This is a genomic window from Bifidobacterium sp. LH_449 (assembly GCF_056356755.1).
The window spans coordinates 107,210-125,308 of record NZ_JBKEUV010000008.1 but is presented as its reverse complement, the minus strand read 5'-3'; the positions used below and the strand labels follow the sequence as shown (position 1 = coordinate 125,308).

Annotated in this window: 13 protein-coding genes and 1 pseudogene; 11 read left to right on the top strand and 3 right to left on the bottom strand. The window is 57.4% G+C overall.

Annotated elements, in window-relative coordinates; translation table 11 throughout:
• The 6 genes and pseudogenes from AC1AX7_RS07355 to AC1AX7_RS07330 form a co-directional block, all read left to right on the top strand.
• Positions 1 to 120 (top strand): annotated as a pseudogene (locus AC1AX7_RS07355) (carbohydrate ABC transporter permease); the annotation flags it as partial.
• A gap of 39 nt (positions 121 to 159) precedes the next feature.
• Positions 160 to 2,259: a beta-galactosidase gene (locus tag AC1AX7_RS07350; protein WP_476509431.1), complete on the top strand. Its 2,100-nt coding sequence runs from the start codon at positions 160 to 162 to the stop codon at positions 2,257 to 2,259.
• A gap of 44 nt (positions 2,260 to 2,303) precedes the next feature.
• Positions 2,304 to 3,359: a LacI family DNA-binding transcriptional regulator gene (locus AC1AX7_RS07345; RefSeq protein WP_476509430.1), complete on the top strand. Its 1,056-nt coding sequence runs from the start codon at positions 2,304 to 2,306 to the stop codon at positions 3,357 to 3,359.
• Between the two features lie 92 nt (positions 3,360 to 3,451).
• A complete protein-coding gene (locus tag AC1AX7_RS07340; protein WP_476509429.1) occupies positions 3,452 to 4,312 on the top strand; it encodes an aldo/keto reductase in 861 nt (286 codons plus the stop codon).
• 27 nt (positions 4,313 to 4,339) lie between these two features.
• Positions 4,340 to 5,167, top strand: coding sequence for an HNH endonuclease family protein (locus AC1AX7_RS07335; protein ID WP_476509428.1), 828 nt, complete (start codon positions 4,340 to 4,342; stop codon positions 5,165 to 5,167).
• A 20-nt stretch (positions 5,168 to 5,187) separates the two neighbouring features.
• Entirely contained in the window at positions 5,188 to 6,606 is a 1,419-nt protein-coding gene (locus tag AC1AX7_RS07330) for an Nramp family divalent metal transporter (protein ID WP_476509427.1), read from the top strand.
• A gap of 65 nt (positions 6,607 to 6,671) precedes the next feature.
• Here the strand turns inward: AC1AX7_RS07330 and AC1AX7_RS07325 are convergent, their stop codons facing one another.
• Positions 6,672 to 7,217 carry a hypothetical protein gene (locus AC1AX7_RS07325; RefSeq protein WP_476509426.1) on the bottom strand — a complete coding sequence of 182 codons (546 nt, stop codon included), beginning with the start codon at positions 7,215 to 7,217 and terminating at the stop codon, positions 6,672 to 6,674.
• Between the two features lie 547 nt (positions 7,218 to 7,764).
• On the opposite strand from AC1AX7_RS07325, the gene AC1AX7_RS07320 reads away from it, so the two are divergent.
• On the top strand, positions 7,765 to 8,352 hold the full coding sequence (locus tag AC1AX7_RS07320) for a HipA domain-containing protein (protein ID WP_476509425.1): 588 nt from the start codon (positions 7,765 to 7,767) through the stop codon (positions 8,350 to 8,352).
• A gap of 124 nt (positions 8,353 to 8,476) precedes the next feature.
• On the opposite strand, the gene AC1AX7_RS07315 is transcribed toward AC1AX7_RS07320, so the two are convergent.
• On the bottom strand, positions 8,477 to 9,709 hold the full coding sequence (locus AC1AX7_RS07315) for an ATP-binding protein (protein WP_476509424.1): 1,233 nt from the start codon (positions 9,707 to 9,709) through the stop codon (positions 8,477 to 8,479).
• Positions 9,710 to 9,891: 182 nt separating this feature from the next.
• Positions 9,892 to 11,574, bottom strand: a complete 1,683-nt coding sequence (locus AC1AX7_RS07310; protein ID WP_476509439.1) for an MDR family MFS transporter — start codon at positions 11,572 to 11,574, stop codon at positions 9,892 to 9,894.
• Between the two features lie 272 nt (positions 11,575 to 11,846).
• Here AC1AX7_RS07310 and AC1AX7_RS07305 point away from each other — a divergent pair, with 272 nt between their 5' ends.
• The 4 genes from AC1AX7_RS07305 to AC1AX7_RS07290 all read left to right on the top strand — a co-directional run bounded on the left by AC1AX7_RS07305 (position 11,847) and on the right by AC1AX7_RS07290 (position 18,086).
• Positions 11,847 to 13,424, top strand: a complete 1,578-nt coding sequence (locus AC1AX7_RS07305; protein WP_476509423.1) for a sugar transferase — start codon at positions 11,847 to 11,849, stop codon at positions 13,422 to 13,424.
• A gap of 2 nt (positions 13,425 to 13,426) precedes the next feature.
• A complete protein-coding gene (locus AC1AX7_RS07300) occupies positions 13,427 to 15,409 on the top strand; it encodes a DUF4012 domain-containing protein (protein WP_476509422.1) in 1,983 nt (660 codons plus the stop codon).
• A 123-nt stretch (positions 15,410 to 15,532) separates the two neighbouring features.
• Positions 15,533 to 16,963, top strand: coding sequence for a polysaccharide biosynthesis tyrosine autokinase (locus AC1AX7_RS07295; RefSeq protein WP_476509421.1), 1,431 nt, complete (start codon positions 15,533 to 15,535; stop codon positions 16,961 to 16,963).
• Positions 16,956 to 18,086 (top strand): glycosyltransferase family 4 protein, encoded by a 1,131-nt coding sequence (locus tag AC1AX7_RS07290; RefSeq protein ID WP_476509420.1) that lies wholly within the window; start codon positions 16,956 to 16,958, stop codon positions 18,084 to 18,086. The genes AC1AX7_RS07295 and AC1AX7_RS07290 overlap by 8 nt, the downstream gene beginning before the upstream one ends.
• Positions 18,087 to 18,099: the final 13 nt, after the last annotated feature.

Genomic DNA, 18,099 nt, shown 5'->3' with positions numbered 1-18,099 from the left:
GCGATCCAGAACCTGGTGGTCACGGGTTCCCTGGTCACGATCGTTCCGTTGGTGGTCGCGTTCCTGTTGTTGCAGCGGTATTGGCAGTCCGGCCTGGCCGCAGGCGCAGTCAAGGAGTAATGTGCACGATAATGGAACGCTGGATATAAAGGAGCTATCATGAGACGACCGTTCAAATGGCCGGCGCTGCTGACGGCCGACGGCAAGGGCATCGCCTACGGCGGCGACTACAACCCGGACCAGTGGCCCGAGGAAGTGTGGGACGACGACATCCGCCTGATGAACAGAGCCGGCGTCAACACCGTCGCCCTCGGCATCTTCAGCTGGAGCCGCATCCAGCCGAAGGAGGACGAATGGGATTTCGACTGGCTCGACCGCATCATCGACAAGCTCGGCAAGGCCGGCATCGCCGTCGACCTGGCATCAGCCACGGCCAGCGCGCCGATGTGGCTGTATGAAACGCATCCCGAAGTCCTGCCGCGCGACCGCTACGGCCATGTCATCAACCCGGGCTCACGCCAGTCGTGGCGTCCGACCAGCCCGGTGTTCAAGGAATACGCGCTGGCCATGTGCCGTCGCCTCGCCGAACGCTACGGCGACAATCCGTACGTGACCGCATGGCATATGGGCAACGAGTACGGCTGGAACAACCGCTACGACTATTCCGACGATGCGCTGCACGCGTTCCGCGCCTGGTGCGAACGCAAATACGGCGATATCGACGCGTTGAACCGGGCCTGGGGCACCGCCTTCTGGTCGCAGCACGTGAACGATTTCAACGAAGTGCTGCTGCCATACCATATGGGCGGCGATTCGATGGTCAATCCCGCGCAGCGGCTCGACTTCGAACGATTCGGCAACGACATGCTCAAGGATTTCTACTGCGCCGAACGCGACGCGATCGCCGAAATCTGCCCGGACAAGCCGTTCACGACGAATTTCATGGTGTCGACGGACCAGTGCGTGATGAACTACCCGCAGTGGGCCGACGAAGTGGATTTCGTATCCAACGACCACTACTTCCACGAAGGCGAATCGCATGTCGACGAGCTGGTCTGCTCGGATGCGCTCATGGATTCCATGTCGCTCGGCAAGCCGTGGTATGTGATGGAACATTCCACGTCCGCCGTGCAGTGGAAGCCGCTGAACGCCCGCAAGCGCAACGGCGAACTGCTGCGCGACTCGCTGGCTCATGTGGCGATGGGCGCGGACGCCGTCTGCTTCTTCCAATGGCGGCAGTCGGCGTCGGGCGCGGAAGCGTTCCATTCCTCGATGGTGCCGCATGCGGGCGAGGACTCCAGACTGTTCCGCGACGTATGCGATTTGGGCGCGGCGTTGCGGGCGCTGTCCGCCGCCGGCCTTCCAGGCTCCGAATTGGAACGCGGCGATACGGCGATCCTGTTCGACGCGGAATCGGAGTGGGCGACGCGCAGCGAAACGCTGCCCAGCATGAAGCTGAATCATTGGCATGACGTACGCGACTGGTATCGCGCATTCCTTGACGCGGGCCAACGCGCCGACCTTGTGCCGTTGGGCTACGATTGGAGCGGCTACAGCACGATCGTGCTGCCGACGGTGTTGATACTGTCGGATGATGATGTGCGCAGAATCGCCGATTTTACTCGCGCAGGCGGCCGTGTCGTCATCGGTTATGCGACAGGTCTGATCGATCGTGATTTCCGCACATGGCTCGGCGGATATCCGGGTGCCGGCAACGGATTGCTGCGCGACATGTTGGGAGTCCGCAGCGAAGAATTCAATATTCTCGGCGATGCCATGGAAGGTGAACCCAACCAGATCAGCCTATCCGACGGCAGTGTGACATCACTGTGGCAAAACGACGTCACATCGGTCGCCGGTGACACCAGCATCATCGCCACCTATCAAGGCGATGCCGCAGCGGAATGGGAATTGGACGGTGTGCCCGCAATCACCAGCCACCCATATGGTGAAGGCACCGCATATTATGTCGGCTGCGATCTGACCCGTGACGGCATGACGCGATTCATCAACAGCGAATTGACAGGCCGGTCGGATACCGCGAACGATTGCGACCCGCATGTCATCCACACCGTCCGCCGCGCCGCCGACACGCGATTCGACTGCTACATCAACCGTTCCGACGACACCGTAACCGTGCGTGCGGCCGGCGAAACCGTCATCGCCCATCGTTGCGGGCATCAAGACGGCAATAGCGGTGACGGCACGGCATACACGTTGCGACGCAACGCTATTCTGATTATCAAAGCCGCGCAATAGTCGTGCGGCAATGAACGTCAGATAAAGGAAGTCGCAAAACAGTCATGGAAGAGGGCAAAGCGTCCAAAAAGCGCGTCACGTTGCGTGACGTCGCCCAAGAGGCCGGAGTCTCGTTGAAAACCGCGTCGAACGTCATCAACGGGACCGGCCGCATGAGCGGCGACACACGCAAAAAAGTCCAAGACGTCATCGAACGGCTCGGATATCGCGTCAACGTTGCGGCACGCAACCTCAACCGTGGCAAAACCGGCGCCATCACACTCGCAGTCCCGACGCTGACCGCACCATACCTGGCGGAATTGGCCAATCGAATCATCGACGAAGCCCGCCGCCAGGACTATCAGGTGTACGTCGTCACCTACAACGAGTGGTCAAGGCAGGACGCGCGCAAACTCCTGCAATCCTTCAACGCCACCGTATGCGATGGCCTGATCTTCTCCATGAGCGAGGTCGTCGACATCAGTCCCGGCGACCTCGACGTGGACTTCCCGCTCGTCGTCGTGGGCGCCCGCACCACATGGGACAAAGCGGACCACATCACCCCCGACGACATCCAGGCCGCGCATGATGCCACGCAATTCCTTTTCGAACACGGCTCGCAGCATGTCGCCGTGATCGGCGTGCGCGGCGAATACGACGCCGACGCGCTCAGCAAAGCAGTGGAAGGCAACGCCGAACTGCGGCTGCGCGGCATCATCTCGGCCTACCGCGAGCAAGGATGGGAGCTCGACCCCAAACTCGTGGGCGTCACCGGGCAGGATTGGAGCATCGGAGCGGGAGCCAAAGCCACCCAGCGCATCATCGACTCCGGCGTACCGCTCGACGGCATCGTGGCCCTGAACGACCAACTCGCCATCGGCGCGGTCTCCGCGCTCACCGCCTCCGGCATCAGCATCCCGGAACAGGTGCAGGTCATCGGCTTCGACGACATCGAAGAGGCCGCCTACCTGCAGATTCCCCTCACCACCATGGACTCGTGCCTCGAATGGACCAGCCGCAGCGCGGTCGACCGCATCATCCGACGCATCCAAGGCGAACAGCTCAGCCCCGAACTCATCGAATGCACCTCGCACGTCATCGCACGGCAGACCACCCGATAGCGCAGAACACCCGGCAAGCCGCATCACCCGCTAAGCTGAAAGGTAGCGAACACGACAACGCCACCGACAGTGGCAGACAGCAAGGAGCGGCCATGAACGACCCGGCAACAGCAATCCCAGCCATCACGCTCAACGACGGCAACACCATCCCGCAGATCGGCCTCGGCGTACTGCGCATCGACGACGAAGGCGTCACCCCGGTCGTCGAAAACGCCATCACGGCAGGATACCGACACATCGACGGCGCCGCAGGCTACAACAACGAAGGCGGCGTCGGCCGAGCGCTCGCCAACCTCGGCTACAACACCGGCGAACAACGCGAAACCATCTGGGTCACCACCAAACTGCGCGACTCCGAACAGGGATACGATTCCGCGCTCGCCGCGTTCGACCGTCAGATCGGCCTGCTGCAGCTGGACTACGTGGACATGTACATGATCCACTGGCCGACCCCGTTCGACTGGCGGTCGGGCGAAACCTGGAAGGCGTTCGCGCGCCTGCGCGAGGAAGGCCGTGTTCGTACCCTCGGCGTATGCAACTTCCTGCCCGAACATCTGGAACGCCTGCATGAGGAGACCGGCGAATATCCGGCGGTCAACCAGATCGAACTGCACCCCACCTGGCAGCAGCGCGAAGTCGTGGCATACTGCCGCGAGCATGGCATCGCAGTCGAAGCGTATTCGCCCATGGCGCGCGGCGCCGACCTGAGCGCCGGCGACGGGTTGATCGAACGCATCGCCGCCGCTCACGGCGTCAGCGTGGCGCAGGTGATCCTGCGCTGGCATATCGAGAACGGGACGATCATCATCCCGAAATCCGTGCATGCGGAACGTCAGAAGGAAAACCTCGACCTGTTCGGCTTCGCGCTGACCGCCGAAGAGCATGCCGCCATCGATGCGCTCGACGGGCCGACCCGCGCCGGCCATGATCCGATGACCTTCTCCTACGCCTGATTCCACGGCGTGCCATAAGGCCTGCATATGACAGAACGACGACGCAATTCGCCGCCGCGCCGGCGGAACGGACGCGCCGGCACGCGTACGGGCAGAACGCGTGCCGGCGGGGCGCGTCCTGGCGGCACGCGCTTCCCGCGACGTGTATTCACCGCCGCCAATCCGCTGGAACGAATACTGATCCTCGCCATCCTCGCCGTGATCGTCGGCATATTCTCAGGCGTCATACTGCCCGAACTCAGCCCCACCATCGGCGAAATCACCGGCGAATACACTGCGACCGGCACTGCGGCGGAAACGTTGGAACGGCTCGCCGTCAACGACGCTCCCGATTCTTCCGGCTATGATCGCGACGCCTTCGACTACCGCGGCACCGACGATGACGGCAACGGCTGCGACGTGCGCGACGACGTGCTCGCCCGCGACCTGACCGACGTGTCCTACACCACGGCGGGAGGCTGCGTCGTCGCATCCGGCACGCTGCAGGACCCGTACACCGCGCAGACCATCGAATTCACGCGCGGCCGCGATACCAGTTCGCTCGTGCAGATCGACCATGTGGTCGCATTGGAGAACGCGTGGCAGTCGGGCGCACGCGACTGGGACGCGGCCAAACGCCAGCGATTCGGCAACGACATGTACAATCTGCTCGCCGTGGACGGGCCCGCCAATCAGGAGAAAGGCTCCGCGTCCGCCGCGTACTGGCTGCCGACCAACGGCGACTACCGCTGCGAATACGTGGCGCGGCAGATCGGCGTGAAAGACAAGTACGGTCTGAGCGTCACCAGCCAGGAGAAGCGTGCGATGCTGGGCGTCCTGCACGGATGCCCCGCGCAGGAAATACCGGCGGAATAAACGCGCGATAGGGTGGAGCCATGAGTGAGAAGCATGGGCATGACGAAGGCGGCATGCAGGCGGTCGGAAGCTTGGTCGAGGCCGGTGGGGCCTCGGTTGGCGGGGCCTTGGCTGACGGGATGCGTTCTGATGGAACGCATCCTGACGGTACATATTCTGACGGCACGCCGGCAGCTGGCGGAACATTGCGGAACGCAGCGGCGGGCGATCCACGATCCGGCGAGAAGCACGACCATGCCATCGCCGGCATTCTGGGACCCGCGTTCGTGGCTGCCGTCGCATACGTCGACCCGGGCAATGTGGCCGCCAACATCACGTCCGGCGCGCGCTACGGCTATCTGCTCGCATGGGTGCTCGTATTGGCGAATCTGATGAGCGTGCTCATCCAATACCAGTCCGCGAAGCTCGGCGTCGTCACCGGCAAATCCCTGCCGCAGCTGCTCGGCGAACGCATGGGCAACGCCGGGCGATTCATGTTCTTCATGCAGGCCGAGGTGATCGCCATCGCCACCGACCTTGCGGAGGTGATCGGCGGCGCGATCGCATTGCAGCTGCTGTTCGGACTGCCGTTGTTCTGGGGCGGCTGCATCGTCGGCGCCGTATCGACCGTGCTGCTGCTGTTGCAGGGCGGGCGTACGCACCGCATATTCGAGCGCATGATCATCGGCCTGCTGTTGGTGATCACGTTCGGATTCATCGCGGGATTGTTCATCGACCCGCCGGACGCGGCCGAATTCGTGGACGGTCTCATTCCTCGGTTCGACGGCGTGGATACCGTGCTGATGGCCTCGTCCATGCTGGGCGCGACGGTCATGCCGCACGCGATCTATCTGCATTCGACGCTGGTGAACGACCATTATGCGCCGGGGGAGAAGCGGCCCAGCATCCGACGGCAATTGCGCGCGGGCAAGATCGATGTGGTGTGGGCGCTGCTGATCGCCGGCATGGTGAATCTGTCGCTGCTCGTGCTGGCGGCGAATTCGCTGCACGGCATGAGCGGCACCGACACGATCGAAGGGGCGCAGCAGGCGATCCAAACGGTGTTGGGGCCTGCGGTCGGCATGGTTTTCTCCATCGGACTGCTGGCTTCCAGCCTGAGCTCGACCTCGGTGGGCACATACGCCGGTTCGGCGATCATGCGCGGATTGCTGCGATGGGAGCCGCCCATGTGGGCCTGTCGCGTGGTGACGCTGGTGCCCGCATTATGCGTGCTGTGGTTTGCGGGAAATCCGACGCAGGCGCTGATCGTAGGGCAGGTGATCCTGTCGGTCGGCATTCCGTTCGCCGTGATTCCCCTGACCCGCTACACGCATGATCGCGAACTGATGGGCGAATACGCGGACGGCCCGTTCAAGCACGCCCTGTGCATCGCCGTGACCGCGCTGGTGGTGGCGCTGAACGTCGCGCTGATTGTTCTAACGCTTCTCGGTAAAGCGTGAAAACAAGGTCCAGGCGGTAGCGTGCTGGAGCCGGGCTGGAATGCTGTGGAAGCGTATCGGCTTAGTCAGACTCCCGCATATCGGTCGAATTCCGCGCCGGTCATTACCCGTACGTCTTTGAAAAAGATTCCCCGCAGCGGCGCAAGAACGTCTGCGATGTTATCCATGGGATCGGTGCTGCCCGCTTTCTGGTTGAGCTGCCGGCGGATGTTGTCCTGAGATCTTCCGACATGGATGAAGGCAAGGTTGTTTTTGGCTTTTGATGGAAGAACTTCTGTGATGTCGGTAAGCATCGACAGACTGTCCATTACTTTGATGCGAATATCCTTCGAATTGACGTTGTTGGAATCGCCGTTTTTGAATTCCGCCAAAATGACATCGTCGCCGTCAACATACACTGCGTCAACGGATTTCAATGTTTGAGTGTTGGCCCTGAACTGCCGAAGATATTCCACTTTGACATTGTCATAATCATAGGCGTCTCGCCGGGAATCGCATAGATATTGGCCATGCGCGTCATCGTATGATGTCTTTTTGCAAGTTGCTGCGGCAACGCTTGAACATCGGGCTTGTAACGATTGCGTCAGATGGCGTTGGACGTGGCTTAGCATTCATCGTTATCTCCGAACGGTTCCGGTGAGCCGGCCTCGTTTGCGGGTGCTTTTGCGGGTGCCTTTGGGATGCCGCATCTTGCGCTACACCGCCGTCTTACGTTGCTGTGCGTTGCTGTGCTTCGTCTTGCTTTGCGTTCGCTGCCTTGTGTCACATCGCCGTCTTGCGTTGCGTTGCCTTGCGTTGCCTTGCGTCACTTTGCCGTCTTGCGTCGCGTTGCGTTTCGTGCTGCCGAGTCGGCCGATTCTTCCATCCGCTTTGGCTGATTGTTCCACCCGTTGAGCATGCGCATTCATGCTACTGGCGTGCGCAGTTGCTGGCGTGCGCAGTTGCTGGCACCCGCACAATGTGTATGTGGCACCCGCACAATGTGTATGTGCTACCCACACATTGTGCGTCGCCTCGCCGGTTTACGCACATTGTGCCTTATCCGGAATGCGGGACTGTCGTCTCGTATTACCTTTTCGTACGATGACCAGTATCGGTGGCAGGCCGGTGCGACGCCTCTCTCGTTATCCCTCCCGATCGAGAAGGGGGATTTTTTCGATGACCGACCGGCGGTTTTTGGATGCGCTGGTTTCCGAGTCTATGGAATCGCGTGAAAACACGGCGCGTTTGCATAAGTCCGGGTCTGTGGATGCGTTTGATTTGCTGATGGCAGTCGGTTTGGATTCGTCCGGTGCACTGCGCTTGTCTGCCGATTCGACCATTCCGCAATGTGACGACCGCGTGTCTCCGATATCCGATGCGCAAATCGCCATGCGCCTTCGCGAGGCCGCTCCTTCGGGTCTTCAGCCGGCTACGGAGCAGGAACATTGGTCGGTTGCGGGTCGGCAGGGCAAAATTGCGTTGCTGCGGGAAAATGGTCAGTGGTATTCGGCTGAAGGTACGGCTCGGACCACGCATGTCATCAAGCCCGGGATTCCCGGTTTGCCGGATCAGGCGTTCGACGAGCATTTGCGTCGATTCGCGCAGCGTATGCATCTTGCCGAGGATGCCGTACTCGGAAGGTTTGCCGCATTGACACGCGCATTTGGCTTCCTCGGGATTCTCGTCTGGCTTCGGTGGGTGCTTTTTGCTTTCAGTGGGTGCTCGTTTGACGAGTTTTCCTACGCTGTTCCGTATTTTCCTTGAAGTATTTGTGGAAATCAGTGCCCACTGAACTCATAAAGCACCCACTGAATGCTTGTTGAGCCACAAAACGTCGCATTCGGCCCCCGCGTTTGCTGGAGACCCACATGTGCGCCGATATTCACCCTTATCCCACTTCAATTTCGCCATCGTTGGCGAGAAAATCCATAAGATTCAGATGCCGGATGCCGTCTCGTGAGGTCGGCAGCGGGTCGAGGGTGAACAGGTATTTGGGGCGGGAATCTCGGATATACCTAAAGGGACGGTATTCTCGTTCTTCCACCTCCGGCGCGGCAATTGTCTGCGACACTTGAATATAGGCGTACTGATTGTTTTTCCTGACGATGAAGTCGCATTCGAGTCTGCCGATTTTTCCGACGCTGACCGCGTACCCTTTGCTGCGAAGGTACGTGTACATAATGTTTTCCAGGGCTGGTCCGTAATTGGATTGAGTATTTGTGTTTCGGGCATAGTAGATGCCGAGATCGGCTAGGTAATATTTTTCTCCTCCCGATAGGGATTTACGCGATTTCAGGTCGAATCTGGGGCATCTGTAGATGATTTTCGCGTTTTCCAGCAGTCGCACGTATCGGGAAACTGTTCGTCGCTGCATGGGGGCGTGTTCTTTGGCCGTCATGTATTCGGCGATGTTGGTGAGATTGGTTGGTGCCGCGTAGTTGTTGATAACGTATGCTTGCACGCGGTCGAATGCATCCCGATCTTTGACGCGTTGCTGTTTCCTGACGTCTTTTTCGAAGATTTGCTGTACGACGTTTTCCACGTATGTTCGTTTGGCGTCTTCTGCGGTGTAGTCCAAGATTTTGGGGAATCCGCCGTAGGCGAGGTAGTGCAGGAATTCGTTTCGCATGTTGATTGGGGTCTCTTGCTTCTGCTGCATCATTTGCAGATATTCCGCGAAGGAGAGCGTGAACACTTCGATTTCGATGTAGCGTCCGGTGAGTTTGGTGGCTATTTCTCCGGAGAGTAGGTAGGAGTTGCTGCCGGTAAGGAAGATGGAGAATTTGCCGCTTTCTCGGTAGGCGTTGATGAGTGTTTCGAATCCGGTTATGTTTTGGATTTCGTCGAGAAGCAGGTATTGGGGTTGTGCTGCGCTCATGTGCGGTCGGATGAGCGCGTCGAGCTGTTCGGGTGTGGTGATGTTTTGCAGCCCATATTGATCGAGGTTGAAGTACAGAATGTTTTCTTGTGGCGTTCCTTGTGCCTTGAGTTCTTCGGCGATGGTTTGCAGAAGGCATGATTTGCCGCAGCGGCGTATGCCGGTGATGACTTTGATGAGCTCGCTGTCGTGATAGAAGGGGCGTAGCTTGGTCAGGTATTGTTCGCGGTGGAAAAGCATCATTGCACCTTTCGCAGGGTGTTTATTGACTCACTTTTGTAAATTTTAGCAAGAGTGAGTCAATAAGCTTCCGCTATCGACTCACTTTTGTAAAAAAATACAAATGTGGGTCAATAACCTCTCGTTATTGACCCACATGCCACTAAAGCCCCGCCATCAACAGCAGGCGTCTACATGGTATCGCCTCACACCGTGTGATCATGATGATGCGGCAGCACGTGCACGGTGTGCATGTGCGAGATGGCGCGGCGGGCCACGTCGTGCGAGGATCCCGCACCTTGGCCTTTCACTCCGAAGAACACGGTGAGCACCATGCCGAAGCAGATGACGGCGCTCACGCGCAGCGCCCACTGGATGCCGAACACGTTGGCCGCGATTGCCACGTCGGCCCCGCCGCCGAGATACGCCTGACGCAGCTGGGTGAACGTTTCCATCAGGATCACCAGAATTGGCGCGCCGACGGCGCCTGCAATCTGACGCACGGTATTGGTGACGGCTGATCCGGCGGACACGTCGCGCGGTTCCAGGCAATTGAGCGACCATGTGGTGATCGGCATCAGCACGAAGCCCATGCCGATCTGACGCGTGAACTGCCAGATCGACACCCACCAGATCCAGGACGTCATCGAAATGAGGCTCATCATGATGGTGCCGAACAGCAAGGTGATGGTGCCGGCCAGCGCGACGGGCCGCGCGCCGAATTTGTCGAGCACTTTGCCGCCGAAGAACTGGGCGATGCATTGGCCGAGCGCGCCCGGCAGCATGACCAGGCCGCTGATTGTGGCCGAATAGCCGCGGCAGTCTTGAATATACAGCGGCATGATGACGGTGATGGAGCTGAATGCGAAGAAGGAGAGCGCCGCCGTTACCGTGCCGATGGTGAAGCTGCGGTTGCGCAATACCATGAGATTGAGCAGCGGCGGCTGCGCGGCCCTGCCGCTGACAGCTTTGCCATTGCCAGCCTTGACGGCCCTGCTATTGGCCGCCTTACCATTGGCCACGGCGCCAGCCTCGCTGGCCTCGCCGGCCTCGCTGTTTACAGCCTCGAACTTCCGCTCCCCGTGAACCTGCCGCAGCACGAACCAGATGATGCCGATCAGGCCGATGAGCATCGGCACCCACACCATCGGGTGCGTGAACGCATACGATTCGATGTTGGTGAAGCCGAACATAAGGCCGCCGAAACCGAACACGGACAGGCCCACGGAGAAGAAATCGGCCTTCGCGTCGGGGTCGTTCGCGCCGAAGTTGCGCAGTCCGAACGCCGCCAGCACGAGTCCGATCATGCCGACGACGGTCAGGGTCAGGAAGATGGAGCGCCATCCGTTCAGATCGGTCTGCAAGCCACCCAGCGTCGGACCGATGGCGGGCGCGACGCTCATGGCCATGCCCACGGTGCCCATGGCCATGCCTCGACGGGAGAGCGGGTAGATGGAGAACACGGTGATCTGCAGAACCGGCCACATCACGCCGGTGCCCATGGCCTCGAGCGTACGACCAAGCAGCACGAGGATGAACGACGGGCTGAGCCATGCGAGCACGGATCCGATGGTGAACACAAGCATCGAGGTAATGACGATCTGCCTGGTGGAGAACCGTCGGGTGAGATAGGCGGTCAACGGCACCATGACTCCCATGACGAGCTGGAAGACCGAGGTGAGCCACTGGCCGGTGGTCACGGAGATGCCGAATTCGGAGACGATGGTCGGCAGTGCGGCGCTCAGCTGGAGCTGGGTGAAGTTTCCGACGAAGGTGATGAACGTGAGGATGGCGATCGAGACGAACGCGGCATGCGTCAGATGGCCGTCCTTATATGATTCCTCACGGGTGAGCGCGTGGGAGAGGCCTGTGGCGGTAGTTGTCCTGATCGTCTTGTCTTTCCTTCTTTGTGCGTTCTGCTTCACCGATTACGCCTTCTTCCGCGTTGTCGTTCCTACGATTTTGAGCAACCTATATATGGTACTCCCGGCAATGGTGAGATGTACCTGCGTGTTTTCCGTGTTGAATGCGGGAATCGAAACGTGATTGTTCCCTATATATTGTCTTTCGGTCTTCTACGATATACAAGAGGAGAAAATGTGACGGCCTGTCTTGCTGGTGGAGATGGGTTATGAATGTTTTTGCAACGGGAAGGCGGGAAATGGGCGGACGTGAATCACAACGGACCATGCGCCGGGCGGATGGGCCGTCGTCCTCGTCGGCGTCTGCGCGATTCGCGGAGTTGTATCAGAGCCGGTTGAGTCATGCGCAATATTGGCGTTTTTTCGTGAATCTGACGTTGATGCTATGTGATGCAGTCGTGTTTGTCATATGCGGCGCGGCTGTATTTCTCGTTCGGCATCAGAACATGCCCGGTATCGAGTCCGGCTTCGGTTTCACTGTGAATCCGGCCTTGTATTTGGTGATTGCGGCCATTTTGTTCATCTTTTGTCTGCGCTTCGCGGGCGTGTACCATCGACATGTGATGGGTGACGGATATCAGCTGAACATGCTGCTATTCAAAGGATCCGTTCAGGGATGGGTGGCGCTTTGCGCACTGAATTTCGTTCTGGCATTGGACTTTTCTCTGGAAACGTTGTCTTTGGCGGTCGTGTTGAACTGGATCTGTACGATGCTCGAGCGCGTCGTAGTCCGCGCCTTCATAACTCGGGGACGTCGCAAAGGCGCATATTCCTATGGGACCGTTATCGTGGGTTCTCCTGAAGGCATCGGACGAACCCTGCGTTTCCTATATAAGCGGGCGCAGCTGAACTATCGCCCCATCGCGGTGTGCCCGATACGCTTGAATTCCTCCGGGCATGTCGCAGCGGTGACGAATATGGATGAGGTCAGAAGGCAGCTTGCCGCAAACGGAGGGGCCGATCTGGATATCCTGCGTTATAAGGATACGCAGTTGGCCGGGAAAATGGTGGCTTGCGGCGCTCAGACTGTGATGGTGGCTGATGTTCTGCACCGCTTTTCCGACAATTTCAACGCTTTTTCGGTAAGAATGGAATCGTTGGGCATGGAGATCGCCCTGATTACGTCAGCCGCGGATACGGGAGGACATGAGACCACCGTGCGGACCATTCAAGGCACCACCGTTCTCACCCTGCGGCTACCGCAGTACACTCCGCATATTCGTTTCATAAAACGTGTGTTCGACCTTGTCATATCGATTCTGGCGGTCATGGTGTCGTTGATCGTCACGGTTCCGGTGGCCATCGCGATCAAGCTGACCGACGGCGGCCCCGTCTTCTACACGCAGGAGCGTATCGGTCTGCGTGGTAAGCCGTTCCGTATGATCAAATTTCGTTCCATGGTAGTCAATGCGGACGAGCTGAAAGCGAAACTGGCACAGCAGACGGGCCAGGAGGATCGGTTCATTTTCAAGATGAAGGACGATCCGCGCGTCACGAAGGTCGGCAAGTTCATTCGTCGATTCTCTATCGACGAATTGCCGCAATTTCTGAATGTGATCAAGGGCGACATGTCGGTGGTGGGTCCTCGTCCGCCTCTGCCGGAGGAATATGCCCGTTATAATCCGCTGTACGCTACACGCATGCTGGTCAAGCCTGGCATCACCGGTCCCTGGCAGGTTTCGGGCAGAAGCGATTTGAGCGCCGAGGAAAGCGAATCGTTGGACGTTTCATACGTGCAAAACTGGTCTATTCTAGGCGATATCGTTCTTATGCTCCGTACAGTGGGTGCGGTGCTGAGCCATAGGGGAGCCTACTGACAATGAGCGATGAGATTCATGGGCTTGCGGGTGCACGGTCTTTCCACGGCGGGAAGCATGATGCCGCATCCGTGATATCGGATGGACTGCATGATGTTGCGCATTCCGAGACGGTGAATCCCATCGTTCCCGATGCTGTTGCGGACTCCGCCTCATTCTTCGGTTCAAAGAACGGGCGCTCGGGGAAGCACGTCGGCGGCATGCGGCGGGCTTCACATAAACGCGGTCATGGAGCACGGCGGTCATCTCACCGGATCCGCAATGTGGTTTTGGCATTGTGTCTGTTCCTGCTGTGTTACACGGTGTACATGTGCGCGTCAGCATTGATCATCAAGCGGGAAGCGGCGGAGGCGCTGGCGGTTGCAAACGATATACCGCGCCAGCTGCAGGATTCCTTTACTGATGTTTCTGCAAAAGAGGAGCTGAAATCCTCTTTGGACACGTTGTCGGAGCATGTCGCCTCGATACAAGATCAGACTGAGAGTCCGGGGTGGGCTGTGTTGGAATGGCTCCCGTATTACGGGCATGATGTGAAATCCGTCCGGGATACGGTGAGAATACTTGACGATATCGGCGATAACGCACTTCCTCAGCTCCGTAATGCCCTGTCTTGCATGGACTATACGGACTTCGGCATTTCAGATGGGGTCGTCCGGCTACCTGGCCTAGGCGATGCATCCGTCTATTTGGATATGGCCGATTCGGCGATGACTGATGCCGATACGGAGCTTCAGCTGGTTGAAGAAACGCATATCGGACGATTGGACGAAGCCCTGTCGAGCATCAAAACACAAGTGAACAGTCTGGCCGAAGGCGTTGATCTTGTAACACGCTTCGCGCAAACAGCCCCATCGATGCTGGACTTGAACGGCGAACAGCCGCAGACTTATTTGGTTCTGGCGGAAAACAATTCTGAATTACGCGCCACGGGCGGGCTTCCTGGTGCTTGGGGTACTCTGACTGTTGCCGGTGGAGTGCTTTCCCTGTCGGATTTTGTGCCGGATACGTCTGTTAGCATCCAAGATGAATCTGTGATTTCGTTGACTTCCGAAGAAGTGAATCTTTATGGCGATGAGATGGGGCGTATTCCACATGATGTGAACATCACCCCTGATTTTCCGCGAGCTGCCCAAGCCGCGAAGGCCTTATGGGAAACCAGCTATCCGGAGCGTGCTGTTGATGGTGTGATTGCGCTGGATCCGGTTTTTTTACAGGACTTGCTGCAAGTGACCGGCAACGTGACTTTGTCTGATGGAAGAATTTTGGACGGTTCCAATACCGTGCAAACCCTTCTGCATGACGTGTATTTCGAATCTGACGATACTGATTGGCAAAATGAATTTTTTGCCGAAACGGCCCGGTCCGTTTTCGATAAAATCACGCATACGTCGAAGCTTGATTTGATGCAGATGATTCGTCAGACAGCGGCCTCAGTTGAGAATGGGCATTTTAAAATCTGGCATGAATCGTCGTCCATACAAAACGAACTGGAAGGCGCAACAATTTCCGGTACGCTGAGCGCCAGCGAATCACTTCCTGCAGTGGGGGTCTACTTCAATGATGCCGGGCAGTCGAAGATGGACTGGTATCTGAATAGAAACGTCACCGCGACGTTGCAGAGTGAGCAGGCGGACGGATCCCGTCTGTACGACGTGGATATTGAATTGTCAAATATGCTGTCGGAACAGGATGTCTCGTCGTTGCCTGCGTATGTATTGGGGGATGGCGTGGACGGACTGCAGTCGGGGGAGCTTGCGGTGAATATGTATTTATATGCGCCATATCGCGGCCGTCTGGTTGAATGGACGTTCCAGGACGACAGTGATTTTGATTTGCTGACTACGCATGACGGATTGACGGTCGGGGCCAAACGCATTGTGCTTCAGCCCGGGCAATCGTTGTCCATCCATGTCACGGTGCAGACGGCTGCGGCGCCAGTTCAGTCCGCACTTCAGGTCAGACAGACTCCATTGTTAAAAGAATGAGAGGATGCGGTGCAGGGATGTTTTTTGATGAGGGTATGTGGTGTATCGCATCCATAATATTGGTACGGGAACCGTAGAATAACGTACAATAAATCGATTCGTTCAATAGGATTGGAGAAGGACGTGACTATTGCTGATGCCCTTCGCATGTTGAAAAAACATGCGATTGCCGGTTTTGTCGTGTTGCTCGCTGTTTTGGGAGTCACTGCATACCTGACACAGACCGCTACACCGGAATATACCGCGACGCATGTGTCACTGAGTAACTCTGCAGGAGAGGCCGCTTCCGGCACGACTTCGAACCAGCTGTCGATTGCCTCCCGTCTTGTTACTACTTCATCGGTGTTGCAGCCTGTTATCGACGATCTTGGGCTTGACACCACGGTCAGTGGGTTGACGAAATTTCTTTCGGTCGCCACGACCAGTGATGGATTCCTGAATATTTCAGCAACTAATCCGGATCCCCGCGTGGCCGCGGACATCGCCAATTCCGTTTTTGCCAGCTTGAACAAACAGATCACCAATGACACTTATAGCAGCAGTAAGAGCGGGCTGTTGGATTCTCTGCATCTTTACACTGTGGAGGCGGCTCAGGCACCGGCATCCCCATCTTCTCCGAACTATCAAAAAATGTGGTTCATGGGATTGATCGCCGGCTTATTCACGGCCGTAATCGTTATTGCGCTTTGTGAAGTGTGTGATAAACGCGTCCGTAGTGTAGAAGACGTACAGCGATTGCTGCGAGTTCCGGTGTTGGCTTCTATAGCGCGTAACGATGCCTTTAAAGAGAACGGTTCCGTTATCATCTCCAATCCGAATAGTCGTGTTGCCGAAACGCTGCGCCGCTTGGCATTGAACCTGGCGTTCATCTCACCTGACCGTACAAGCACTTCCAATATCATCGTCGTTTCGTCGAGCGGACCTGCCGAGGGCAAAACGACGCTTGCTGTGAATCTTGCTGCTGCCATTGCGGAAAAAGGCGGACACGTTTTGCTGATTGATACGGATCTGCGTAAACCGTCCGTGGCGAAACGTTTGGGAATCAATGGCAAGGTTGGCTTGGCTCATGTGTTGACCGGGCAAGTTGAGCTGAACAAGGCGATCCAGAAGTATTGGAAGCCGAATTTTCATGTGCTTCCCGCCGGCGATCAGCGAACCAATCCTTCCATTCTGATTAATTCGAACGCAATGAAGGTTTTTTTGGAGGCTGCAGCCGGCAACTATGACACGGTGATCATTGACACGACCCCCATGAAAGTCGCGAACGATGCCGCGGTGTTTGCTCATCAAGGCGCGACGCTGCTTATGGTCGCTGGGCAGAACATTGCGGTGAAGAAGGATTTGAAGGAAGCCCGACTCGAGTTCGACATGATTGACGTCGAGCCCGCGGCTGCGGTGCTTAATCTGGAACATCACAGAAGGCATCTGAAAAAAGACCCCTATTATTACTATTATTCGGAGTCGAAATCTGAACGGCGTGCAGCGCAGTCAACGAAATCGGAACAGCCTGTCTCAGAAACCCCCCAAGAGGCTGCGGGGCGGTCTGATGCGTAAGACACGCCTGTTGCTGATACAGGAGGCCATGGGAGGGTGCGGACGACATGTGTCCGATCTGGTCTTAGGACTGGATCCAAACCAGTTCGATATCACCGTGGTGTACGGTACATCGCGCATCGATGATTATTATCGTGCGAAGCTGCCGGAAATGGCACGTCGAGCACGATTGATTCCCTGCCCTGACCTTGTGCGTGAAATCAGCCCGCGACATGAAATAAGGGCCTATAGAATGATGTCGCGTCTTATCCGGGAAATTAACCCCGATATTGTGCACTGCCACAGTTCGAAGGCGGGAGTCATCGGTCGAATCGCCGCGAAACGTCGTGGTGTGAAACGTATTTTCTATACGCCTCACGCGTATTCGTTCCAAGCTCCGGAATTCAGCGGGAAGAAACGTGTCGTTTTTTCGGCGGTGGAACGTTGGCTGAGCCGATATTGTACGACGCTTACGTTCAATGTGTCGCGGGGGGAACGTGAAGCGGCTCTTGCTGAACATCTTGATGATGAGCGGAAATTTAAAGTAGTCTATAACGGTATTGCTGATACACCGCTGCCATCAAAAGAACAGTCGCGTCATGCTCTGGGTCTGCCTCCGGATTCGTATGTGGTTGGAGTCGCCGCACGCTTGGTCGAGCAGAAGGATCCCATGACCTCGGTGGCGATTGCCGCTGAAATCATCAAAGCGGAACCATCCGCACACATGGTGTATGTCGGTGACGGGCCTTTCAAGACGCAGATGGAATCCTACTGTGCGCATGAAGGAATATCCAACAATGTGCATTTTCTTGGGTACCGTGCCGATGCGGATATGATTGTGTCGGCTTTTGATGTGTACCTGCTGACGTCTCTATATGAAGGTATGCCATATTCACTGGTCGAGTCGCTGCGGGCCGGTGTACCTATAGCTGCCACGGACGTTGCGGGAAATGATGAAGTCGTGCAGCCGGGCAGGAACGGTGTTCTGTTTCCCTGCCGCGATGTGGAAGCCGGAACGGAAGCAGTATTGGGATTGTTGCATAATCCGATGCCGTTGGAAAAAGTTCATGATACATATGCGGAACGTTTCACCGTTAATGACATGCTGGAGCATATCACGGCTTTGTACCAGCGAACTATCTAGAAGGGAAAGACCT